This is a genomic window from Pantoea sp. SS70 (genome assembly GCF_029866845.1).
Classification (GTDB): domain Bacteria; phylum Pseudomonadota; class Gammaproteobacteria; order Enterobacterales; family Enterobacteriaceae; genus Pantoea; species Pantoea leporis.
On the sequence record NZ_CP117199.1, the window covers coordinates 2,562,313 to 2,585,183 of the forward strand.

21 protein-coding genes are annotated in these 22,871 nt (G+C 58.4%); 3 read left to right on the forward strand and 18 right to left on the reverse strand.

From position 1 onward, the window contains the following. Positions 1–9: 9 nt before the first annotated feature. From PO881_RS11945 to PO881_RS11965, 5 genes are all read right to left on the reverse strand, one after another. Positions 10–759: an ABC transporter ATP-binding protein gene (locus tag PO881_RS11945; protein ID WP_101762798.1), complete on the reverse strand. Its 750-nt coding sequence runs from the start codon at positions 757–759 to the stop codon at positions 10–12. Further along, positions 752–1,627 (reverse strand): ATP-binding cassette domain-containing protein, encoded by an 876-nt coding sequence (locus PO881_RS11950; RefSeq protein WP_137386054.1) that lies wholly within the window; start codon positions 1,625–1,627, stop codon positions 752–754. Before PO881_RS11950 ends, PO881_RS11945 begins: the two co-directional genes overlap by 8 nt. Next, positions 1,620–2,900 carry a high-affinity branched-chain amino acid ABC transporter permease LivM gene (gene livM / locus PO881_RS11955; RefSeq protein ID WP_101762800.1) on the reverse strand — a complete coding sequence of 427 codons (1,281 nt, stop codon included), beginning with the start codon at positions 2,898–2,900 and terminating at the stop codon, positions 1,620–1,622. The genes PO881_RS11950 and livM overlap by 8 nt, the downstream gene beginning before the upstream one ends. Positions 2,901–2,910: 10 nt before the next feature. Then, positions 2,911–3,825 carry a branched-chain amino acid ABC transporter permease gene (locus PO881_RS11960; RefSeq protein WP_008105462.1) on the reverse strand — a complete coding sequence of 305 codons (915 nt, stop codon included), beginning with the start codon at positions 3,823–3,825 and terminating at the stop codon, positions 2,911–2,913. 82 nt (positions 3,826–3,907) lie between these two features. Continuing rightward, positions 3,908–5,023, reverse strand: coding sequence for a branched-chain amino acid ABC transporter substrate-binding protein (locus PO881_RS11965; protein WP_210081934.1), 1,116 nt, complete (start codon positions 5,021–5,023; stop codon positions 3,908–3,910). 400 nt (positions 5,024–5,423) lie between these two features. Between PO881_RS11965 and PO881_RS11970 the strand changes: the two genes are divergently transcribed. Continuing rightward, positions 5,424–6,872 (forward strand): AMP nucleosidase, encoded by a 1,449-nt coding sequence (locus PO881_RS11970; protein ID WP_110868358.1) that lies wholly within the window; start codon positions 5,424–5,426, stop codon positions 6,870–6,872. Between the two features lie 50 nt (positions 6,873–6,922). Here the strand turns inward: PO881_RS11970 and PO881_RS11975 are convergent, their stop codons facing one another. The 3 genes from PO881_RS11975 to PO881_RS11985 all read right to left on the reverse strand — a co-directional run bounded on the left by PO881_RS11975 (position 6,923) and on the right by PO881_RS11985 (position 9,308). Next, positions 6,923–7,510: a hypothetical protein gene (locus PO881_RS11975; RefSeq protein ID WP_277973758.1), complete on the reverse strand. Its 588-nt coding sequence runs from the start codon at positions 7,508–7,510 to the stop codon at positions 6,923–6,925. A 168-nt stretch (positions 7,511–7,678) separates the two neighbouring features. Beyond that, on the reverse strand, positions 7,679–8,977 hold the full coding sequence (locus PO881_RS11980; protein ID WP_218168305.1) for an NCS2 family permease: 1,299 nt from the start codon (positions 8,975–8,977) through the stop codon (positions 7,679–7,681). Positions 8,978–9,038: 61 nt separating this feature from the next. Then, positions 9,039–9,308 carry a hypothetical protein gene (locus PO881_RS11985; RefSeq protein WP_137386057.1) on the reverse strand — a complete coding sequence of 90 codons (270 nt, stop codon included), beginning with the start codon at positions 9,306–9,308 and terminating at the stop codon, positions 9,039–9,041. An 80-nt stretch (positions 9,309–9,388) separates the two neighbouring features. Between PO881_RS11985 and PO881_RS11990 the strand changes: the two genes are divergently transcribed. Further along, on the forward strand, positions 9,389–10,135 hold the full coding sequence (locus PO881_RS11990; protein WP_101762804.1) for a response regulator transcription factor: 747 nt from the start codon (positions 9,389–9,391) through the stop codon (positions 10,133–10,135). On the opposite strand, the gene PO881_RS11995 is transcribed toward PO881_RS11990, so the two are convergent. The 6 genes from PO881_RS11995 to PO881_RS12020 all read right to left on the reverse strand — a co-directional run bounded on the left by PO881_RS11995 (position 10,072) and on the right by PO881_RS12020 (position 16,419). Next, complete coding sequence (locus PO881_RS11995) at positions 10,072–11,121, reverse strand: carbohydrate kinase family protein (RefSeq protein ID WP_280171828.1); 1,050 nt, start codon at positions 11,119–11,121, stop codon at positions 10,072–10,074. The two genes, PO881_RS11990 and PO881_RS11995, sit on opposite strands and share 64 nt — an antisense overlap. 4 nt (positions 11,122–11,125) lie before the next feature. Continuing rightward, complete coding sequence (locus PO881_RS12000) at positions 11,126–11,986, reverse strand: ketose 1,6-bisphosphate aldolase (protein WP_101762806.1); 861 nt, start codon at positions 11,984–11,986, stop codon at positions 11,126–11,128. An 11-nt stretch (positions 11,987–11,997) separates the two neighbouring features. Further along, entirely contained in the window at positions 11,998–12,681 is a 684-nt protein-coding gene (locus PO881_RS12005; protein WP_110868355.1) for a D-lyxose/D-mannose family sugar isomerase, read from the reverse strand. A gap of 116 nt (positions 12,682–12,797) precedes the next feature. After that, a complete protein-coding gene (locus PO881_RS12010) occupies positions 12,798–13,736 on the reverse strand; it encodes an ABC transporter substrate-binding protein (RefSeq protein ID WP_101762808.1) in 939 nt (312 codons plus the stop codon). 183 nt (positions 13,737–13,919) lie between these two features. Next, positions 13,920–14,903: a ribose ABC transporter permease gene (locus tag PO881_RS12015; protein ID WP_192411581.1), complete on the reverse strand. Its 984-nt coding sequence runs from the start codon at positions 14,901–14,903 to the stop codon at positions 13,920–13,922. Positions 14,904–14,913: 10 nt separating this feature from the next. Beyond that, the gene (locus PO881_RS12020) at positions 14,914–16,419 is read right to left on the reverse strand and encodes a sugar ABC transporter ATP-binding protein (RefSeq protein WP_101762810.1); all 1,506 of its coding nucleotides are present in this window, start codon (positions 16,417–16,419) and stop codon (positions 14,914–14,916) included. Positions 16,420–16,563: 144 nt separating this feature from the next. On the opposite strand from PO881_RS12020, the gene PO881_RS12025 reads away from it, so the two are divergent. Then, positions 16,564–19,152 (forward strand): ATP-binding protein, encoded by a 2,589-nt coding sequence (locus tag PO881_RS12025; RefSeq protein ID WP_280171829.1) that lies wholly within the window; start codon positions 16,564–16,566, stop codon positions 19,150–19,152. On the opposite strand, the gene phnE (PO881_RS12030) is transcribed toward PO881_RS12025, so the two are convergent. The 4 genes from phnE (PO881_RS12030) to phnC all read right to left on the reverse strand — a co-directional run bounded on the left by phnE (PO881_RS12030) (position 19,106) and on the right by phnC (position 22,871). Next, positions 19,106–19,990 (reverse strand): phosphonate ABC transporter, permease protein PhnE, encoded by an 885-nt coding sequence (gene phnE, locus PO881_RS12030; RefSeq protein WP_280171830.1) that lies wholly within the window; start codon positions 19,988–19,990, stop codon positions 19,106–19,108. The two genes, PO881_RS12025 and phnE (PO881_RS12030), sit on opposite strands and share 47 nt — an antisense overlap. Then, entirely contained in the window at positions 19,987–20,850 is an 864-nt protein-coding gene (gene phnE, locus PO881_RS12035) for a phosphonate ABC transporter, permease protein PhnE (protein WP_280171831.1), read from the reverse strand. Before phnE (PO881_RS12035) ends, phnE (PO881_RS12030) begins: the two co-directional genes overlap by 4 nt. Before the next feature lie 237 nt (positions 20,851–21,087). After that, on the reverse strand, positions 21,088–22,014 hold the full coding sequence (phnD, locus tag PO881_RS12040; RefSeq protein ID WP_110868351.1) for a phosphonate ABC transporter substrate-binding protein: 927 nt from the start codon (positions 22,012–22,014) through the stop codon (positions 21,088–21,090). Positions 22,015–22,040: 26 nt separating this feature from the next. After that, entirely contained in the window at positions 22,041–22,871 is an 831-nt protein-coding gene (gene phnC / locus PO881_RS12045) for a phosphonate ABC transporter ATP-binding protein (RefSeq protein ID WP_110868350.1), read from the reverse strand.

The following is a 22,871-nucleotide window of genomic DNA, read 5'->3' on the forward strand; positions in this document are numbered from 1 at the left end:
TAATCATTATTACAAACTTTTTGTCGCCACCACCGCAGGATCGGCTGCGCCGCCCAAATAGGCGCTGCGCACGTCGTCATTATTGAGCAGCTCTGCGCCGCTGCCGCTCAGGCGAATCTCACCGTTCACCATCACATAGCCGCGATCGGCTAGCTGCAATGCATGGCGGGCATTCTGCTCCACCAGAAACAGCGTCATGCCTTGCTGGGTCAACTCGCGCAGAATGCCAAAGATCTGCTTCACCACGATCGGCGCGAGGCCAAGACTGGGTTCGTCGAGCAGCAACAGTTTAGGTCGACTCATCAGCGCGCGGGCAATCGCCAGCATCTGCTGCTCGCCGCCGGAGAGCGTCATGGCGCGCTGCTTACGCCGCTCCAGCAGGCGCGGAAACAGCTGATACATGCGATCTTTGTCCTGTTTAACAAAACGTTCGCCGATAGCGATGGTGCCCATCAGCAGGTTCTCTTCCACCGTCATATCAGGAAAGATGCGTCGTCCTTCCGGAGCCTGCGCAATGCCGCTGGCGGCGATGAAGTGCGTCGAACGCTGGCTGATCGCTTCGCCGCGCAAACGTATCTCGCCGCTGGCAATGCGCGGCTGACCAAAGATCGACATCAGCAGCGTGGATTTTCCCGCGCCGTTAGCACCAATCAGCGCCACGGTTTCGCCCTGATTCACCGTCAACGACACCTGTTTCAACGCCTGCAAAGGACCGTAAAACACATCGACTTGCTCAAAAGCCAGCATCGGTTCAGCCATGATCGCTCTCCTCTTCTGCGCCGAGATAGGCGGCAATCACTTTGGGATCGTGTCGAATTTGCTGCGGCGTGCCCTGGGCAATCACATCGCCATGATCGAGCACTACGATGTGATCGGAAATGCGCATCACCATTGGCATGTCGTGTTCAATCAGCAACACGCTGATGCGATGGTCGGCGCGCAGACGATGTAAAATCGCGCTCAACGCCTCGGTTTCCACCGGATTCAGCCCAGCCGCCGGTTCATCCAGACAAATCAGTTCCGGTCGCGTACACATGGCGCGCGCGATCTCCAGCCGCCGTTGCTGACCGTAAGAGAGCGTGCCCGCCAGGCGGTTGGCGCTGGCGACCAAATCGACGTTTTCCAGCCAGTAAAAAGCGCGATCCAGCGCGCGATTTTCTGCTTCGCGGTAGCCGCGTGTGTTCAGCACGCCCGCCAGCAGCTGACGATTGACCTGCATATGCTGTGCCACCAGCAGATTCTCAATCACCGACATTTCGCGGAACAGCCGGATATTTTGAAAGGTACGCGCCAGCCCGGCGCGGTTCACCAGATGCGCGCCGCCAAACATCTTATACCAGAGCCGCGAGCCGAGCCGTGTAGGATTGATCCAGTCACCTGCGTGAATTTTTTGCCCCAACACCTGAATCACATCGGTGCTGCGCTGATTGGCGTTGAGCACAATGCGTCCGCCGCTGGCGCGATAAAAACCGGTCAGGCAGTTGAACACCGTGGTTTTACCGGCGCCGTTAGGACCAATTAATGAGGTCACCGAACCGCGCTCCACCGCCAGGCTGACGTCATTCAGCGCCTTGATGCCGCCAAAGCGCATCATCAGGTTGTCCACTTGCAGGATGGCATCACTCATGGCGCACTCCTTTTCGCAGTGGCACGCCAACGCGTGCGGTGCGCACCAGCCCACGTGGCCGCCAGATCATCATCAGCACCATTAGCATGCCGAACAGCAGCACGCGGTATTCGGCAAAGCTGCGCAGCAGTTCCGGTGCCACCGTCAGCACAAACGCTGCCAGCACCACGCCGAGCGTCGATCCCATCCCACCAAGCACCACAATGGCGAGAATCAGCGCCGACTCAAAAAAGGTAAACGAGGTGGGATTAACGAAGCCCTGATAGCTGGCAAAAAACACCCCGGCGATGCCCGCCGTTGACGCGCCCAACATAAAGGCTGAAAGCTTAACCAACACATGGTTAAGCCCCATCGCGCGGCAGGCAATCTCATCTTCACGCAGCGCTTCCCAGGCGCGGCCAATCGGCATACGCGTCAGGCGATGCTTGATCCACAGCACCAGCAACACCACCAGAACCAGCACAACATAGATAAAGATAAATTTCATATTCGGGTTGTAAGTGACGTGCAGAAACTCGTGATACGGCACGCCGCCATCGCGCGCGCGGCGGGCAAACTCGAGGCCAAAGAAGGTCGGCGACGGCACGGAAACCCCGTTCGGGCCGCCGGTAAAGGCGACCCAATTGGTCAGCACCAGACGAATGATTTCACCGAAGCCGAGCGTGACAATCGCCAGATAATCGCCGTGCATGCGCAGCACCGGGAACCCAAGCAGCGCGCCAGCAAAAGCGGCCAGCAGCGCCGCCAGCGGCAGCATGCTCCAGAACCCCAATCCGAGATATTGATAGCCAAGCGCCAGGCCGTACGCACCGATGGCATAAAAAGCCACGTAGCCGAGATCGAGTAATCCGGCGAGCCCGACCACAATGTTCAAGCCTAGCCCGAGCAGCACATAAATCAGGCCGAGAATCGCCACCGTCAGCAGATATTTACTGGAGAGAAACGGAAAGGCCAGCGCCACGATCAGCAGCAGCGGCAATATCCAGCGCAAACGCGACCGATAGCCAGGCTCGCGCACGTAAACCCCGTCATCGCTGCTGGCAAACTTGCGCATGATGCGCTGACCAACAGGCGCGTGCAGAAACAAACTGAACAGCAAACGCCCCGCCATCACCACCGCCACCAGCAGCGCCACGCGCTGTGGCGACAGTTTGAAGCTGTAACCATCGAGCACCACGCCAACAATCGGACCAAATACCACCAGCGCCACTAACCCCGCCAGCAGCGTATCGAGCAGCGCCTGGCGCACAGGATTTTGCGTCATTGCATTCATCGGGGCTTCCTCACACTTTAGCGACCAGCGGTCGTCCCAGCAGTCCTTGCGGGCGGAAGATCAAAATCACCACCAGCAGCGAAAACGAGAACACATCTTTGTAGTCAGAATTCACCATCCCGGCGAACTGCGCTTCCGCGACGCCCAGCAGTAATCCGCCAAGCATCGCGCCCGGCAGCGAACCGATGCCGCCGAGCACCGCAGCGGTGAACGCTTTGATGCCAATAATAAATCCGGCGTAAAAATCAAAGGTGCCGTAATTCATCGTCACCAGCACGCCGGCCAATCCCGCCATCGCCGCACCAATCACAAAAACCAGCGAGATAACGCGATCGGTATTGATGCCGAGAATGGAAGCCATGCGCCGATCCTGCTGCACTGCGCGGCAGATACGCCCGAGTTTGGTGTACTGGATAATCCAGGTCAGCAGCGCCATGCCGCAAAACGCCGCGATCAGGATGAAGATTTTGGTCCAGGTGATTTGCACCACGCCGCCATCAAATTCCATGCGCAACACGCCGGTCAGCAACGTCGGAATGCCCTGCTGATTTGGCCCCTGACTGAGTTGCACATAGTTTTGCAAAATCAGTGACATGCCGATCGCTGAAATCAGCGGCGCAAGGCGCGTCGAATTGCGCAGCGGTCGATAGGCGATGCGCTCAATCGCCCAGCCGTAAGCCGAGGTAACGATAATGGTGAAGATTAAGGTGCCGAATATCAGTAGCGGGAAGGAGTGAATGCCAAAAAAGCTGAGTAGCGATAAGCCAATGGCACACAGATAGGCGGAGATCATATACACCTCGCCGTGGGCGAAGTTGATCATGCCGATAATGCCGTAAACCATGGTGTAGCCGATGGCGATCAGGCCATACACGGCACCGAGCGTTAAACCGTTGATCAGCTGCTGTAAGAAAAAGGCGTCCATAATGTCGTCTCGTACTCAATAGGAGCGCACACCTCGCGCGCAATCGCGAATGGCCCCGCACTGCGCGGGGCCGCGTGGCACATTACAGCTGGTGATACTTGCCTTTGTCGTCCCATTGATACACGACGTAATCCGACACCTTGAGATCGCCTTTACTGTCCCAGCCTTTTTTGCCCATGACGGTATCGACGCTGTTGGCTTTCAGCCAGTCGCTGGCCTTGGCGTTGTCTTTACCGGCTGCTTTGTAAGCGGCGGCCAGCGTCTGCACGGAGGCGTAGGCATACAGGGTGTAACCTTCTGGCTCAAATCCGCCGGCGCGGAATTTGTCGATAACCGCTTTGCCATCGGCGATGGTGCGCGGATCGTTGCCGAAGGTCATGTAGACGCCTTTGGTGTATTGCGGGCCGCCTGCTGCCGTCACCATCTCTTCCGTCACAATGCAGTCACCGGAGAAGAAAGCTGCATTAACGCCCTGCTCACGCATCTGACGCACCAGCGGACCGGCTTCAGGATGACAGCCGCCGAAATAGACCACGTCCGGTTTCAGCGCGCCGATCTTGGTTACCAGCGCATTGAAATCTTTCTCACCGCGAGACAATCCTTCATACAGCACTTCTTTCACGCCGCGCTTTTCAAGTGAGGCTTTGGTGGCATCCGCCAAACCCTGGCCGTAAGTGTCTTTGTCATGAATGATGACCACTTTCTTCGCTTTCAGCTTGTCGATGATGTAATCCGCGGCGATGGCGCCTTGCTGGTCATCACGACCACACATGCGGAATAGGGTTTTCATGCCGCGTTCGGTAATTTTTGGGTTGGTGGATCCGGGCGTGATCGCTAAAACGCCGGCCTCATCATAGACTTCCGAAGCGGGCATGGTGGATGAGGAGCAGAAGTGGCCAACCACCGCCATCACTTTATCCTGATCGACCAGTCGGTTAGCGACGGATACCGCCTGCTTCGGTTCACACGCGTCGTCGCCCTGCACCAGCACGATTTTCTCGCCGTTGATGCCGCCTGCCGCATTGATATCCTCCGCGGCCTGGCTTGCGCCTTTCCAGTATTGCGCGCCGTACGTCGCATTAGGCCCAGAGAACGGACCCGCCACACCAATTTTAATATCTGCCTGAGCGTAAAAGGCCACGCTTAAACAACCTGCAATCGCCACCTTCATTGGGTGTTTTATGAATTTCAAAGACATGCTTTCAATCCTCAACGGGTCAGGAACGGAGCCATACCACGGCCTGGGAGAAATCAATTTCTGAAACTTCGGCAGAACAGAGTGCGGCCTCCAACACCCGAAGAGTCGCCATTTATGGCAACCTGCTTTGAGAACCGGATGGATTCATTAAGGCCACGGTTGAAAACTAAGCAATAAGCTCGCCAATACCGCGAAGGTGGACGATTTATTACTCGGGCATCGCTCCAGAACAGGAGACACGCGATGTAACATCCCTGCTGATCATAAACATAGCCGCGGTTACGCCACGCACCAGCACCGTGATGGTGCAGAATGCGGTTGATCACAGATTCTTCATCGTAGCGAAGGGTTTATCCGCTATGCTCTGGTGAAAACGGTCCATGTTTCTGAAGGAGAACCCATGAATACACAACGGAACGGATTGAGCAGCCAGCAAGCGCTGGACGAACTAGAACGCCTTTACGATGCAGCCGTTGACGCGCTGCGCAACGCCATTCGCGATTTCACTGCCACCGGACAGTTGCCGGATGAGGCCGCGCGTCAGCAAGGGCTGTTTGTTTATCCGCAGCTGCGCATCACCTGGCTGGGTGAAGGTCCGCAGCAAAATCGCACCCGCGCGTGGGGACGTTTTACCCATACCGGCAGCTACAGCACCACCATTACGCGCCCGGCGCTGCTGCGCCACTATCTCAGCGAGCAGCTGCAGATGCTGGAGAAGGAGTACGACGTGCTGATTGAGGTCGCGCCTTCGCAGCAGGAAATTCCTTATCCTTATGTGATTGACGGCTTGTCACTGGACCGCTCAATGAGCGCCAGCATCGCACGCCATTTCCCCACCACCGAACTGTCGCAAATCGGTGATGAAACCGCCGACGGCCTGTTCCACGCCAATGCGATTTTCCCGCTGTCGCACTTTGACGCCCTGCGCACCGATTTCTCACTGGCACGCCTGCGCCACTACACCGGCACGAGCGTAGAACACTTTCAGCCGTTCGTGCTGTTCACCAACTACACGCGCTACGTCGATGAGTTCGTGCGCTGGGCGATTGAGCAGGTGCAGGATCCCACCACGCCTTACGACAGCCTGGCCTGCGCCGGTGAAGTGGTGATCACCGCCGATACGCAAGACCCGACGGCGATGATGTCCGATCTGGCGTGGAAGAAGCACCAAATGCCGGCATGGCACCTGACATCACCGAATCGTCGCGGCATTACGCTGGTGAACATCGGCGTGGGGCCATCCAATGCCAAAACCATCTGTGACCACCTGGCGGTGATTCGTCCGCACGCCTGGCTGATGATTGGCCACTGCGGCGGACTGCGCGAAAGCCAGACCATCGGCGACTATGTGCTGGCGCATGCCTACCTGCGCGATGATCACGTACTGGATAGCGTACTGCCGCCAGATATCCCAATCCCCAGCATCGCCGAAGTGCAGCGCGCACTGTATGACGCCACCAAAGCGGTCAGCGGTATGCCCGGCGAAGAAGTCAAACAGCGCCTGCGCACCGGCACCGTGGTCACCACCGATGACCGCAACTGGGAGCTGCGCTACTCCGCTTCGGCGCTGCGCTTCAACCTGAGCCGCGCCGTTGCGGTTGATATGGAGAGCGCCACCATCGCCGCGCAGGGTTACCGCTTCCGCGTGCCTTACGGCACCTTGCTGTGCGTATCCGATAAACCGCTGCATGGCGAGATCAAGCTACCGGGCCAGGCAAACCGCTTCTATGAAGGCGCAATCTCCGAGCACCTGCAGATTGGCATCTGCGCGGTAGAACTGCTACGAGCTGAAGGCGACAAGCTGCATTCGAGGAAGCTGAGAACCTTTAACGAGCCGCCGTTTAGGTAATCATGATGAGTTCCGGCCCATGAAGGGCCGGAACCGTGCAGTAAAGCGCGTCATGACATTTTCAAAACGATATTCTGCACAAACCACGCCAGCACCAGAAGGCCGGTCGGGATCATGATTTTCCAGGTGATGCTGTTATTGAAGGCAGATATTTTATCCTCCAGCTGGTTAAATCTTTGGTCAATTCTTTCAAATCTTTGGTCAATTCTTTCAAATATTAGATCAATTTTGTCGAACTTCGGGTTGAGTTGATCCTCCATCCGCTCTAACTTTTTATCGATACGTTGTTCAAGCGCCCCCAGCTCACCCAAAATCTCTACCCGCATGACACCCTGCTCAGCCCTGACCTTTTCGATATCCGCTTTAGTAGCAAAATGTTCTGAACGCGCCGTTAGCACAGCAACATCCGTCTGAATCTGCTGCGTGGTTTTTTCCAGCTGTTCAACCCGTTTGGTGAGTTGTTCCATTTGATGATCTCCTTTGTTACCAACGTCAAAAATACGCGGTGGGAACACACGAGTTGCCGTACCAATGGGGTAATCCATCACCGAATCCTCTTCCATCGCGCTGCTCAATCTTTCCACCACACCGTTAGTGAAACAGATTTGCGCAGCGTTAACATTCCACGATCCCGCCATTCGCAGCACATTTTTTGCGGGCAGGTTTAAACAACACGCACAGCCTGGGCCGTTTTGAGATGGAAGGAAAGTGAGCATCAAAAAGGATTGCGAGGTGTCTCGCAGAAAATAAGCGAAGGAATGCAACAGCAGACACGGAAGCCCGAGCGGGCTTCCGTTAAGTGAGATTTACGCGCTCAGCCAGCCCAGTTTGATGACAAACAGAATCGACAAAATGATCAGCGCCGGGTTGACCTCTTTGGTGCGGCCGCTCAGCAGTTTCACCACCGTCCAGGTGATGAAGCCGAACGCAATACCGTTAGCGATCGAGTAGGTCAGCGGCATGGTCAGCGCAGTCACGGTTACCGGCGCGGCGGTGGTGATGTCTTTCCAGTCAATATCCGCCAGGCCAGATGCCATCAGCACCGCAACAAACAGCAGTGCTGGCGCGGTGGCATAAATCGGTACGCTGCCCGCGAGCGGCGAGAAGAACAGGCTCAGCAGGAACAGAATCGCCACCACAATCGCCGTCAGGCCGGTGCGGCCACCGGCGCTGACGCCGGCAGCAGATTCCACATAGCTGGTGGTGGTCGAAGTACCAAGCAGCGAGCCGAACAGCGCGGCGGCGCTATCTGCAATCAACGCACGGCCCATTTTCGGCACGTTGCCCTGCTCATCTGCCAGACCGGCGCGCTTGGTCACACCCAGCAAGGTGCCGGTGTTATCGAACACGTCCACGAACAGGAAGGCGAAGATTACGCTCACCAAACCGACGTTAAAGGCACCGGCGATATCCAGCTGCATAAAGGTTGGCGCGATAGAGGGCGGAGCGGAGAACACGCCACCAAACGGCGTCAGGCCAATGCCCATAGAAATGAAGGTCACCACCAGAATGCCGATCAGCACCGCACCGGTAACGCGACGCGCTTCCAGCACCACAATGATGAAGAAGCCGAGCAGCGCCAGCAGCGGACCCGGTTTGGTCAGATCGCCCAGGCCAACCAGCGTTGCTGGGTTATCCACCACGATACCCGCGCCTTCCAACGCGATAATCGCCAGGAACAGACCGATACCGGCACCAATACCGGCACGCAGCGGCAGCGGAATGCTGTTAATAATCCACTCACGAATTTTGAAAAGCGACATGGCAAAGAAGATCACCGCCGACAAGAACACCGCGCCCAGCGCAACTTGCCAGGTGTAACCCATATGCAGCACCACGGTATAGGTGAAGAAGGCGTTGAGGCCCATGCCCGGTGCGAGTGCAATCGGATAGTTAGCGATCAGGCCCATTAACACACAGCCAATCGCCGCCGCCAGACAGGTCGCCACGAAGACCGCACCTTTATCCATGCCGGTTGCGCCGAGAATGCTCGGGTTAACAAACAGGATGTAAGCCATTGCCAGGAAGGTGGTGATACCCGCAATGATTTCGGTGCGAACCGTGGTGTTGTGCGCTTTTAGTTTGAAGAGTTTTTCTAACATCATCATCTCTCATGAGCGGAGTCGGCACGAATGCGCGCGCTCCTTGCCAATGTGGTTTATATGCTTATTGTTGTTTTGAAAGCGAAGCAAACTGGACAACAGGTTGTGAAACCTTGCGCTTTCCCCTGTCCATATAGCAATAGCTATGCCACTCCCCTACGCAATCGATTACGTTTTCATTTGCGGCTGCGGCTAAGATTATTCTGAACCAGAATGAGGCGCGATTATGGTGCATTGCACCAGCGCCGCGCAATCGTTTTCCTACCTGACGATGGTTTGGCAAAAAGAGTGCGGCACTGCACGCTTCCGCACTCTGCCAGGCGATGGCGCTCACGTTTCTGTTGCCTTAATCAGCAGGTAAAAAACATCGGGTTACACTGCTTTTAACCCTTTCGTAACAAAAGAGGCGCATCCATGAAGCCCGCGATTCTGGTGGTCGATGATGATCGTGCAGTGTGCGAATTGCTGCACGATGTGTTGAATGAACATGTATTTACCGTTTATTGCTGCCATCAGGGTAAAGATGCGCTAGCCCTGCTCACGCTACACCCGGAAATTTCACTGGTGATGCTGGATATGATGCTGCCAGACACCAACGGCTTGCTGGTGCTGCAACAGATGCAGCGGCAGCGTCCCGATCTGCTAGTGATCATGTTGACCGGCATGGGTTCGGAAGCGGATATGGTGGTGGGGCTGGAGATGGGCGCGGATGATTACATCGCCAAGCCGTTCAACCCGCGCGTGGTAGTGGCTCGGGCACGCGCGGCGCTGCGACGCTGCGGACGGCTGGCGCAGCCGGAAGCGTTAGCAGATGAAGGTTGGCAATTTAACGGCTGGCGCCTCGACGATGCGCGCTGCCAACTGTTCAATCCGCAGCGTGAAAGCGTGCCGCTAACGCAAGGTGAATACACGCTGCTGCGCGCGCTGGTGGCGCATGCGCGCAAAGTATTAACCCGCGATCAACTGCTCGAACTGACGCACAGCGAAAGCCTTGAGGTGTTTGATCGCACTATTGATGTACTGATTATGCGGCTTCGACGCAAGATAGAAATCAATCCGCATCAACCGAGCCTGATCCGCACCATTCGCGGTCTCGGCTATGTTTTCTCCGCCGACGTGATGCGTCCTGCCTCTTCGGCACGCGAAACGCAAATCGCCTGATCCATCCAGCGCTGCATCTCGGCTAATGGCCGCGTGCCGTCCAGCGCGTTGGCGGCATGCAGATTAAAACAGGCGCAGGTGTGCGCCAGCTTCAGCGTTTCCGTCAGCGACCAGCCTTCATGGCTGGCATAGAGCACACCGGCGCAAAACGCATCGCCTGCCCCCACGCTGCCAACGATCTCTTCTGGCGCTAAGCACCACGCCGGTTGCCAGCGCCCTTCGCCGTCCGCTTGCTGGCCCCACGCGCCTTCGGGTGCGTGGATCACCACCCGCTGACGTACGCCTTGCTGCATTAGCCAGGTCGCCGCCTCGGCAAACGCAGTCGGTGCGGCAAGCCCGTGCGGCGTGCGCAAACTGATGCCGGTGAGTGATTGCGCCTCCAGTTCGTTGATCACCAGATAATCGAGCCAGCGCAGCGCAGGCATCACCAGCGGTCGATATTCGCCCACGCGCGACACCAAATCGAGGGAGGTAAGATAGCCGCGCTGCTGCATCTGCGCCAGCAGCCGTGCGCTGCGCGTGCCGTATTCATCGTCCGGCACATCAAGGCTATCCAGCAGCAGCAAATACCCGAGATGGAAGATGCGGTGTGCAGTGAAGACGTCGGCGAAGTGCGCCAGATCGAGCTTGCCATTGGCGCCGCGCGCATGGAAGAAGGTGCGCTGGCCATCCGGCGTGGTCATCACCTGCGTCATCGCCGTATTGATGCTTGCGATGCGCTGCACAAACTGGCGGTCAATGTGATGATCATCCAGCAGTTGCAGGATGTAATCGCCGTCGCTGTCCTCGCCTACTATGCCGACGCCCGCCAGCGGCAGATTCAGCTGCATGCGCGCCAGCGTAAACAGCACGTTGAGCGCCGCGCCGCCGCTGCACTTCTCGCTGTGCTGAATCTCGGTTAGCCAGCCTTGTTCCGGCCAATGGCTGATGCGCTGCACGTGATCCACCAGCATGCTGCCGGCACCGATGATTCCGTTACGCACCATGCGATTATGCCCTCCCGGCGCTGCCGAATACCTGCATCTGCTGCGCCACCACGTTGGCGATGTCGCGCTCTACCGCCATCAACAACTCAGCAAAGGCGTCGTAGCGCGCATCGCGTTGGGCGATCTGCGCTTCAATCGCCCCGAGCGCCGCCTGCGACATGCCGGTATAGAAATTGATTTTGTTGATGCCAAGGCTGACGGCGCGGCGGAAATCCGCGTCGCTAATGCCGGAACCGCCATGCAGCACCAGCGGAATGCCGGCCGTCGCGCGAATCGCTGCCAGCCGGTCAAAGTCGAGTTTGGGTTCGCCTTTGTATTTGCCGTGCGCATTGCCAATCGCCACCGCCAGGCAATCAATGCCGGTGGAGTGCACAAAATCAGCGGCCTGCGCCGGATCGGTAAATTTATCGCTGTCGGCCTCGCCAAACAGCGCACCGCCTTCATCGCCGCCCACCGCACCGAGTTCAGCCTCCACCGACACGCCGAGCGCGTGACACATCTTCACCACCTCGCGCGTCTGGCGCACGTTCTCCTCATAGCTGAGCGTCGAGCCATCGAACATGACCGAGGTAAAGCCAAGGCGAATCGCCTGCATCACCGCCTCAAAATGCAGGCCATGATCGAGATGCAGCACCACCGGAATAGCGTGCAGCGCCGCTTCGGTACGCACCGCGGCGACCAAATGCTCGAGGCTGACATACTTAAAATGCACTTCAGCGATGCTGATAATAAACGGCGAGCGCTGCCGCTCAGCGGCCTGATAGAGCGCGCGCAGGAAATGGGTGTCGAGGACGTTAAACGCGCCAAGCGCGTAGCCGTTCTGTTGCGCATGGGCCAAACCCTGCGCCAGTGAAATCAGTGCCATATCAGGCTCCTTTAGGCCAGCCAGCGGTGATATTCGTTACACAGCAGCCAGCGCGGTGCTTCATCTTCATCCAGCGGATTGAAGCGCGCCAGCGGCGTGAGAAACACATTGTCATGTTCGTCGTCATTGGGCATCGAGACTTCACCCACCAGCACATCGCCGTAGCCCTCTTCGCCCCAAAAGCTGTGCCAGATGCCCGGCAACAAGGTAACGCTTTCGCCCGGCGATAAACGCAGCTGCGAACCGGCGGCGTGGGTTTGGCGGATGCCATCGAGTGTGACGTTAACCGCAGTATCAGCCAGCTGATTGCCCGCACGGTTATGCAGCGTGACGATCAGATTGCCGCCGCCGCGATTGATAATGTCTTCCATCTTTTGCGGGTGATAATGCAGCGGCGTGACCTGCCCTTCGCGCACATGCATGATTTTTTCGGCATAAGGTTTGGCCCACGGCTGGCCACCCCGCGAACCGTTGCGCAGTGTGAACAGGGTTAAACCGGTTTGATTGAAATCGTCAGCGCCGAAGCTGGTGACATCCCAGCCAAGATGCAGCGCCAGCAGTTCATCGGCGTCATGTTTATCGAGCGCGCGCCACTGGCTGAGGCCGTAATCGGCCCACGGCGGCAGATGCACATCCTGACGCATAAAGAATTCGCGGGTGCGTTGTAGGATCGCATTCACTTCTGAGCGTTGCATCTTCACCTCCTTTCCACGCTGGCCCTCACCCCAGCCTTCTCCCGCAAGCAGGAGAGGGCGCTATTTGTCCCCTCTCCCATTTATGGGAGAGGGTTAGGGTGAGGGACAGCGGCTGCTTACTTCACCGTCCAGCCCTTGTAGCTGCTGACGCTGTTACGATCGATCATCGTCACCGGAATCAGCACCGGCTTATCTGGCGCGGGCTTGCCCTGCAGGATGTCATAGCCGATCTCCACCGCTTTCGCCGCCATCACCTGCGGGTCCTGCGCTGGCGTGGCCACGAACAGCGAGCCTTTGCGTTTCAGCGCCTCTTCACCGTCTGGCGATCCATCGACGCCGACAATAAAGAACTCATTGCGCTGAGCCTGTTTCGCCGCCAGATCGGCACCAATTGCCGTTGGGTCGTTAATCGCGAACACTGCATCGATCTTCGGATTGGCCGACAGCAGGCCGGTCATCACTTCGAGGCCACCTTCGCGGCTGCCTTTGGCGTTCTGGTTGTAGGAGAGCAGCTTGATGTCCGGATGGGTTTTCAGCTCGGTCATGCAGCCTTCCACACGGTTCTGCACCGCAGAAACCGGCGGTCCATTGATGATCACCACGTTGCCTTTGGCCTTCAGGCGGTCGGAGATGTATTTACACGCCATGGCGCCAGCAGCGGTGTTATCGGAGGTGATAGTGGCGTTAGCGCCGTCTGCCGCCACGTCGACCGCCACCACTACAATCCCGGCATCACGCGCACGTTTTACCGCGGGCGCGATACCTTTGGAATCGGCGGCATTAAGGATGATCATGTCCACTTTGGCGGCGATGAAGTTGTCAATCTGCCCTACCTGCTGGCCGAGATCGTAGCCGCTGGAGACCAGCGTCACGTTGACCTTGTCGCCCGCCAGTTCACGCGCCTTCAGCTCCGCACCTTTGGTGATCTGCACGAAGAACGGGTTGGCGAGATCGCCGACGGTCACACCAATGGATTTCAGCTCTTTGGCCTGCACCAATGGCGCGCTCAGAAGCGTAGCCGCCAGCAGTCCGGTTAGAATCGGATTAAAACGCATAGTCGATGTTCTCCTGCTTTTTGGTTTTTATGATTAGTGCTCGCTGTCCCCCTCCTCGGTCCTCCCCCACAAGTGGGGGAGGAAGATGCTGCAAAATGTGAGTGTGGAAGCTGCATGTGGCAGCATCTCCTTCCCCCATTTATGGGGGAAGGCCGGGATGGGGGACAGCAAGCACGATGTAACTCAACCCACGTGATGCCGCGTCCGGTACTTATCGATCAACACCGCGATAATGATCACCGCGCCCTTAATCACTAACTGCCAGAAATAGGAGACGCCCATTAGCGTCATCCCGTTATTCAGCGTGGCGATAATCAGCGCACCAATCAGCGTGCCGGTGATGGTGCCGATGCCGCCGACAAAGCTGGTACCACCGAGGATCACCGCCGCTATCGCATCCAGCTCGTAACCCACGCCAAGGTTGCCGTTGGCGCTGTAGAGCCGCGAGGCGCTCATCAATCCAGCCAGCCCCGACAGCAAGCCGCTCATGGCGTAGACAAACAGCAGCACCACGCTGACTTTGATGCCGGTCAGGCGCGCCGCCTGCACGTTGCCGCCGACAGCATAAATGTGCACACCTAAGGTAGTGCGGCGCAGAATGAACCAGCACAGCGCGATCACCGCAAAAGCGATGATGATCAGCCACGGCACCGGCCCGAGATAGCCGTTGCCTATCCATTCAAAGTTGATGTCGGAGTTGATCACCGTGGTGCCGTTGGCCAGCAGATAAGCCGCGCCGCGCATCGCGGTGTAGGTACCAAGCGTGACAATAAAGGGCGGCAGCCCCGCCCACGCCACCAGAACGCCGTTGAACAACCCCATAATCAGCCCGGCACCTAACGCCGCCGGGATCGTCAGTGACGCAAATGCCGGATCGAGCGACACCGCCATCGCTACCACCGCCGTGGTGCCGAGCATCGATCCCACCGACAAATCAATGCCGCCAGTGAGAATGACAAAGGTCATGCCCGCCGCCAGCACGATGTTGATCGAGGCCTGACGCGTAATGTTGAGCAGATTGCCCTCGGTGAAGAAGTTCGGCGTGACAAAGCCAAATACCGCCACGATCAGGATCAAAATCGGTAGGATGCCGACGGTTTGCAGCAGGTCACTCATTAACGCGCGCTTGAGGGTGGGACTTTTTACGCGTGCGGATTCACTGGTCATTGCGCTCTCCTCAGGCCTGAACCGGCTGCGCGCCGGTGGCCAGTGTCATAATGTTTTCCTGGCTAATCTCTGCCCCACTCAACTCACCGGCGATGGCGCCTTCACGCATCACATAAACGCGGTCGCTCATGCCCACCACTTCCGGTAACTCGCTGGAGATCATCAAAATCGCCACGCCCTGCTGCGCCATCTGCTGCATCATGCGGTAGATTTCGCTCTTGGCGCCGACATCAACGCCGCGCGTCGGCTCATCGAGAATCAGGATGCGCGGCGCAATTGCCACCCAGCGTGAAATCAGCAGCTTTTGCTGATTACCGCCGGACAAGCCGCCCGCGCGCACCTGGGCATGCGGCACGCGGATGTTCAGCGCATCAATCGCCTCGCTGGCGATCTTCTGCCCTTTGCGCCGATTAAGCAGGCCGTAGCTGGCATCGCGCTCCAGCGTCGCCATCACAATGTTGTCCTGCGCCGCCAGTTCAAGGAACAAGCCCTGCTCTTTGCGGTTCTCGGTGAGAAAACCGATGCCGCGTGCGATGGCGTCGCGCGGCGAGTGAATCTGCACTTTCACGCCGTCGATCCAGATCTCACCGCCGCTCGGTTGATGCACGCCAAAAATCAGCTGCGCCAGTTCGCTGCGCCCGGCGCCGACCAGCCCCGCCAGCCCGACAATCTCGCCAGCACGCACCGACAGGCTGCTGGGACGCACTTTGTGTTTGTCGCACAGGTGATTGACGGCGAGACGGATGTCGCCGAGCGGAATATCGCGGTCTTTGTTAAACAGATCGCTGAGCGGCCGCCCGACCATCATGCGCACCAGCTCGCTGGCGTTGAGCTGCTCGCGCGTCAGGCTGCCGACGTACTGCCCGTCGCGCAGCACGCTCACGCGATCCGACAGCTCATACACTTCCGCCATGCGATGGCTGATGTAGATAATCGCCATGCCTTCGCTGCGCAGCCGTTTAATCAGCGCAAACAGCTGCTCGGTTTCACGGTTGGAGAGCGCGGCAGTCGGCTCATCCATCACCAGAATGCGGCTGTTGCGGTGCAGCGCGCGGGCGATTTCCACCTGCTGCTGCTCGGCAATACTCAGGCGGCTCACCAGATCGGTGGCGCTGAACTGCGCACCCAGGCGATCAATCACCCGCTGCGCCTCTTCCGCCATCTGGCGACGCTTCACCAGGCCTCCACGCGTGATTTCACTGCCGAGAAAGATGTTCTCCGCCACCGTCAAATTGGGTGCCAGATTGATCTCCTGATAAATCAGGGTAATGCCCGCCGCCAACGCCTCTTTTGGGCCTTTTATGACATACGGCTGGCCGTCGATAAGAATTTCCCCGCTGCTGGCGGTATAGGCGCCGGCCAGAATTTTCATCAAAGTACTTTTGCCCGCGCCGTTTTCGCCCATCAGCGCATGCACTTCACCGGGCCAGACCGTGAGATCCACGCCCTTGAGCGCATAGAAGTTGCCGAAGCGTCGGGTGATTCCCCGCATGGAGAGTATCGGTGTGGCATCCATTTACAGACTCCTGCTGGCAAAGGTTGCAGCGAGTAAAACCTGCTTAGATAAATGGAAAATGTCAGCGGCCATTCATATTTGTCATATTTCGCCCCGATCGCGCTTCTATACTCGCCAGCAGTTGAGCGGTAAGGAGTGGCAGCTATGAGTCACAGTCTGCACTGGCACGCGGGCGCGCGTAGCCGTCTGCTGCTGTTTAATCTGCTGGTGATGTCGGTGACGCTGGCGGTGAGCCTGGTCGCGATTTTTGGATTTCGCCACGCAGGTCACATTCAGGAACAGGCGCAGGCACAAACGCTGGCCGATATGAACGGCAGCCTGGCGCTGGCGCGCGACACCGCCAATGTGGCCATTGCGGCGGTGCGGTTATCGCAGGTGGTCGGTGCGCTGGAGTATCAGAGCGAATCGGCGCGCCTGCAGCAAACGCAGCGGGAGCTGCAACAGTCGCTGAGCTTGCTGGCAAATGCGCCGCTGGCGGCACAGCAGCCGCAGCTGCTAGCGCGTATTCGTGAGCGCAGCCAGACGCTGGAACAAACCATCAATCAGTTGCTGCGCGCCGGGCATCAGCGCCATCTGCAGCGCAACGTGATGCTGAGCGGCTTGTGGCAATCGCAGCTGTTACTCAATCGCATTGACCTGCTAACGCGCACCGATTCCCCTTCTGCCGCGCTGCGCCAGCAAACTCACAGCTTATTCAGCGTGGCGATTCAATCCAGCGCGCCGCAGGCCGCAGTGCAGCAATTGCCTTCGGTGCTGCGCCAGTGGCAAGCGTTAAGGCTTAACGGCGCGCTGAATACCCAGGTGCAGCGGCTGATCGCCACCAGCACGGATTTGCAGCCGGTGGCGCAGCAGCTGGAGCAGAGTGATATCGCCATCGCCTACGCCACCTATCGCATCAAAGCGCTGGTGGCGATGCTCAACGACGACATCACCCATTACGTGCAGCTGGTGGCGCAGCAGAGTGACGCACGCAGCGCGGTGACGCATGCAGAGCTGGATTCGATCATCGGCTTTATCGGCCTGTTTATGCTGCTGGCGCTGCTGATCACCGGGTACGCCGGTTACTACATCTACCGCAATCTCGGTTCGAGTCTGACCGCCATCGCCCACGCCATGACGCGGCTGGCGCAGGGTGAAAAGAGCGTCAACGTGCCGGGCCTGGCGCGGCGCGATGAGCTGGGCGATCTGGCGCGCGCCTTTAACGTGTTTGCCCGCAATACGGCGTCGCTGGCGCACACTTCGCGCCTGCTAAAAGAGAAAAGCAACCAGCTGGAATCGACCTTTCTCGCCATGCGCGACGGCTTTGCGCTGTTCGATAACAGCGGTCAGCTGGTGGTATGGAATGCGCAATATGCCGAGCTGCTCGGCATCGCGCCGCGCGAACTGCATCGCGGTTTGCACTATCAGCAGCTATTAAAACGCGTTGATGTCGAGCTCAACGGATTAGCCGATGCGCAGGAAGTGCGGCTGGCGGATGGACGCACGCTGGAGTTGCGCTTCAGTCCGGTGCCACGGCGCGGCATGGTGAATACCGTGCTGGAACGCACCACGCGCAAGGCGCTGGAGGAAGCGCTGCTGCACAGCCAGAAGATGAAAGCGGTGGGACAGCTGACCGGCGGACTGGCGCACGACTTCAATAATCTGCTGGCGGTGATCATCGGCAGCCTGGCGTTAACCGTCGATCAGCTGCCGCCCGGCACGCTCGCCAGCCGCGTCGAACGCGCGCGTCAGGCCGCCGACCGTGCGGCGCAGCTGACGCAGCGCTTGCTGGCCTTCTCACGTAAGCAGGCGCTCTACCCGCGCGCGGTGTCGGTGGTGGAGTTGGTGGATAATCTGCATTCGCTGCTGCAGCACGCGCTTTTACCCGGCCAGCAACTGGTGATCGATGCGCAGCGACCCGGCTGGCCAGCGTGGATCGATGCCGGACAACTGGAGAACGCGCTGATCAATCTGGTGGTCAACGCGCGCGATGCCATGGCGCAGCAGAGCGGCGAAATCCGCCTGCGTATCTGGAATCAGCGTAAACAGGAAGCCGACGGCAAGCGCGATCGCGTCACCATTGAAGTGATCGATCACGGCTGCGGCATGTCGGCCGAGGTGCGTGAACAGGTGTTTGAGCCGTTCTTCACCACCAAAGCCATCGGCAGCGGCAGCGGTTTGGGCTTATCAATGGTATATGGCTTTGTGCGGCAATCCGGCGGCCAGATTGAGCTGGAAACCGCGCCGGGACAAGGCACCACCGTGCGGCTATTATTACCGCGCGCGCCCGAAGCGGCGCAACCGCTCAGCGTGCCGCCGCCGCTGGTGCCGCAGGCCAGCAACGATCGGCTGGTGTTGGTGCTGGATGATGAACCGACGGTGCGACAAACGCTGTGCGAACATCTGCATCAACTGGGTTATCTGACGCTGGAGTGTGGCGACGGCGAAAGCGCGCTGAGGCTGCTGCGCCAGACGCCGGATATCGATCTGTTAATCAGTGATTTGATGCTGCCGGGCAGCATTAACGGCGCGGATGTGATTCGCCAGGCGCAGGCGCAGTGGCCGCATCTGGCAACGGTGTTGATCAGCGGCCAGGATCTGCGCCAGACGCAGGTCACGCTGCCGCTGTGTGAGCGGCTGGCGAAACCCTGGCATCACGCGCAGCTGGTGCAGGCGCTGGAGCGCGCCTGGCAGCGCAGTGAACGGCTTAGTCGCGCGCGGCAGGCTGCCACAACGGCACCCCTTTCCCCGTGATGTAACGTTTACGCAGCTTGCTGGAGACAACATCCATGATCATCACCACCGCCACCAGAATCAGGGTCAGGAACATCACCACATCCCAGTTCCATAAACGCATGTTCTCGGCATACACCAGGCCGACGCCGCCCGCGCCAACAAAGCCCAGCACCGCTGCGGAGCGGGTGTTGGACTCAATCTGATACAGGCTGAGCGCGAGGAAGGTCGGGAAAGATTGGGTCAAAATGCCGTAGCGATGTTTTTGCAGGCTGTTCGCGCCCACCGCGCTGAGACCGCGACTCGGCGAACGCTCCACCGCTTCGTGCCCTTCGGCGTAGAGTTTGCCGAGCAGGCCGACATCCTGCATCACGATCGCCAGCACGCCAGCCAGCGGCCCCATGCCGACGGCACGCACGAAGATCAGCCCCCAAATCGCCATGTCGATGCCGCGCAGCACATCCAGTACGCGACGCACCACCAGCGCAATCGGACGCGTCAGCGGATCGTGCATTACGTTACGTGCCGCCAGGAACGAGACCGGCAAGGCGATCAGTGACGCGGTCAACGTGCCGGAAAACACAATCGCCAGCGTAATCCCGACCTGCGTGAAGTAGTAAGCAAACGGCCAGTTGAGGAAATCCTGCCAGACAAACATACGCAGGAAATAGCGGCTGAGCTGCTGGCAGCCAATGAGAAAACGGCTCCACTCAATGCCAAAAAACTCGAAAAAGAACAGGTAATAGAGCGCGATGGCCAGCGCCATCAGCGCAACGCGGCGCAGATAGCGGTGTTGCGCAGCAAACAGGGCGGCATGCTCCTGCTTGAGTTTGGCGACATCCGGCGCTAAGGCGATCATGATACGTCTCCTTCCACTACGCGGCGACGCAGCCAGCCGGACAGCGTATCCAGCAGCGACACCACCACAATGATCAGCAACAGCGTAATGCTGACCTGATCGTATCGATCGAGTTTGATATTGGTCATCAGCTCTTGCCCGATACCGCCCGCACCGACCAACCCGAGGATGGTGGAGGAACGGAAGTTGATCTCCAGTCGCATAAAGCTGTAGGAGAGAAACGTCGGTTTGACCTGCGGCCAGAAGGCAAAGCGCATGCGCTGCAGTTTGCTGGCACCGCACGCCGCGAGGCCGCGCACCGGTTTATCCGAGGCGCTCTCAATCGCTTCGTAGAACAGTTTGGTCAGGCTGCCGACGGTGTGCAGCGCCAGCGCGAGGAAGCCAGGAATGGCGCCAATGCCAAACGCCATCACGAACATCACCGCCCACGCCAGTTCGGGCATGGTGCGCAGGAAGGCGACAAACGCGCGGATCGCCATGCGCAGGCTGCGTGGCGTTTGGGTGTTGTCGGCGGCGAAGAACGCCAGCACGCCAGCCACCGCCACAGCTATGATGGTGGACGACAGCGCCAGTTGTAAGGTTTCCCAGATCAGCGGCAGCTGGTAGTGCAGGCGATAGCCCCAGTAAGCCAGCGATCCCTCGGTTTTCACATCGGAGAAGAGTTCCGACCAATGCAGCACCGGCAGGGTTTCGCCAATGTAATCGAAAAAGTGTGGCATCGACTGCCAGACGGTGAGCAGGTTAAATTCCGCCATCTTGCCCGCGGCCAGATAGAGCGCCAGTAACAGCAGCGACCACAGCAGCGAGTCGCGCTTTTGCTGGCGGCGGATGCGTTGGTAGTAGTGTTCGAAATCGGTCAAGGGGGGATTCCTGTTGGTTGGGGACTTGCTGGATGGTGCTGGCTGGATTGTGCTCGCTGGATGGTGCTCGCTGTCCCCCATCCCGGCCTTCCCCCACAAGTGGGGGAAGGAGATGCTGCCACATGCGACTTCAGAGCTGCATTTTGCACCCTCTTCCTCCCCCACTTGTGGGGGAGGACCGAGGAGGGGGACAGCGAGCACCGACCGAGGAAGGTGACAGCAAGCACCCCAACTAAATTAACCGCGCGTACCCTTCATCAAATCACGCTTCATATCGATGATATTCTGGTAATCCGCCACGGTAGCCGGGCCGATGTGCTGGGCACCGCCAACCGCTTTAACAAAACATCCGTGATCTTCTTTATCCAGTTTCTTGATGGTGGCCACCACTTTCGCTTTGAAGTCAGCGGGCAGATTGTTGCTCACCAGAATCGGACCGTTCGGGATCAGCGGCGACTGCCAGATAATGCGGATCTGCTTCATCAGATCCGGATGATCCATACGAATCAAACGACCAAAGGCACCCGAGGTATAACCGGTTTCGCGGTCACCAATCAGCGACGTCCAGGTTACTGCGCCTTCGAACTGGCCGTTCAGCACGCCGAGGATGTCCTGCTCGTGACCGCCGGAGAAGGTGACGCTGGAGAAGGTGTTGTTGTACTTATCGTCCACCGTGCCGCCAAACTCTTTCTTGAACGCCTGGTTCGGCATCAGGAAGCCGGAAGTGGAATCCGGATCGGCCATGCCGAACGATTTGCCTTTCAGGTCTTCCAGCTTTTGGTACGGGCTGTCGGCTTTCACGATCACCACTGAGTGATAACCCTGCGAACCGTCTTTGTCGTCCACCACGATGCCCACCACATCCACCGCTTTCGGGTTCTGCAGATAAACCGAGGCAAACGAGGCGGGCGACATGCTCAGCACCAGGTCGATTTTGTTACCCAGCAAGCCCTGAATCACGCCTGAATAGTCAGACGAGTTGCGCAGTTTGGTATCCACCTGCAGCTCTTTATCGAAGAAATCTTTCACGCATTGGTTATCACCAATCTGCTGCGTGGCGTTCTGGCCGCCAAGAATCCCGAGGTTCAACTCTTTTGGTGCATCCGCTGCGTTTGCGCCAAATGCCATCGCAATAGTCAGTAAAGCTAAAGAAGTCAGTTTCATTCTTAGGTTTTCTCTTGCTGTGGGAGTTAGTGGAGCTGGTTAATTTCGTCGCCGTACAGCTCATGCATCAGGCCGTCGGTCAACCGGGAAGGATGTCCATCAAACAGCACTTTGCCGCGCTGAATACCGATGACGCGGGTGCAGTAGCTTTTTACCAATTCAATTGAGTGCAGGTTCACCATTACGCTGATGCCCTGCTCGCTCACCTGACGCAGCACGTCCATGATGCGCTTGGTGTTTTTCGGATCGAGTGACGCCACCGGTTCGTCCGCCAGCAAAATGCGCGGGTTCTGCATCAGCGCCCGGCAAATCGCTACGCGCTGCATCTGGCCGCCAGAGAGATTTTCCGCACGCTGCAGCGCCTGCGGCAGCATGTTCATCCACTGCAGCAGTTCGATTGCGCGGGCGCGGTCGGTTTCGGAGAAGACTTTGAAGAACGATTTCAGCGTCGAGGTCTGGCTTAAACGACCGAGCAGCACGTTGGTCAGCACGTCGAGGCGCGGCACCAGACAGAAGTCCTGGAAGATCATGCCGCATTCGCTGCGCCATTCACGCATCTGGCGGCTGTTCAGCGTCACCACATCGCGATCCACTTCGCCGTGGCGATTGCTGAGGATCGCGCCCTGTGAAGCGCTGATGGTGCCGTTGAGCATGTGTAACAGTGTCGATTTGCCTGCGCCCGAGCGGCCAATCACCGCCACCAGCTCGCCCGCATGCAGATCGAAGCTGACGTTATCCAGCACCTGGTTGGCGCCGTACGCTTTGCACAATCCCTGCACCGAAAGCACCTTGTTGCCCTGCCCGGTAACGTGCGGGAAGGGATTGTCGACAACGGTTTTCAGTAATGCCTGTGCCAT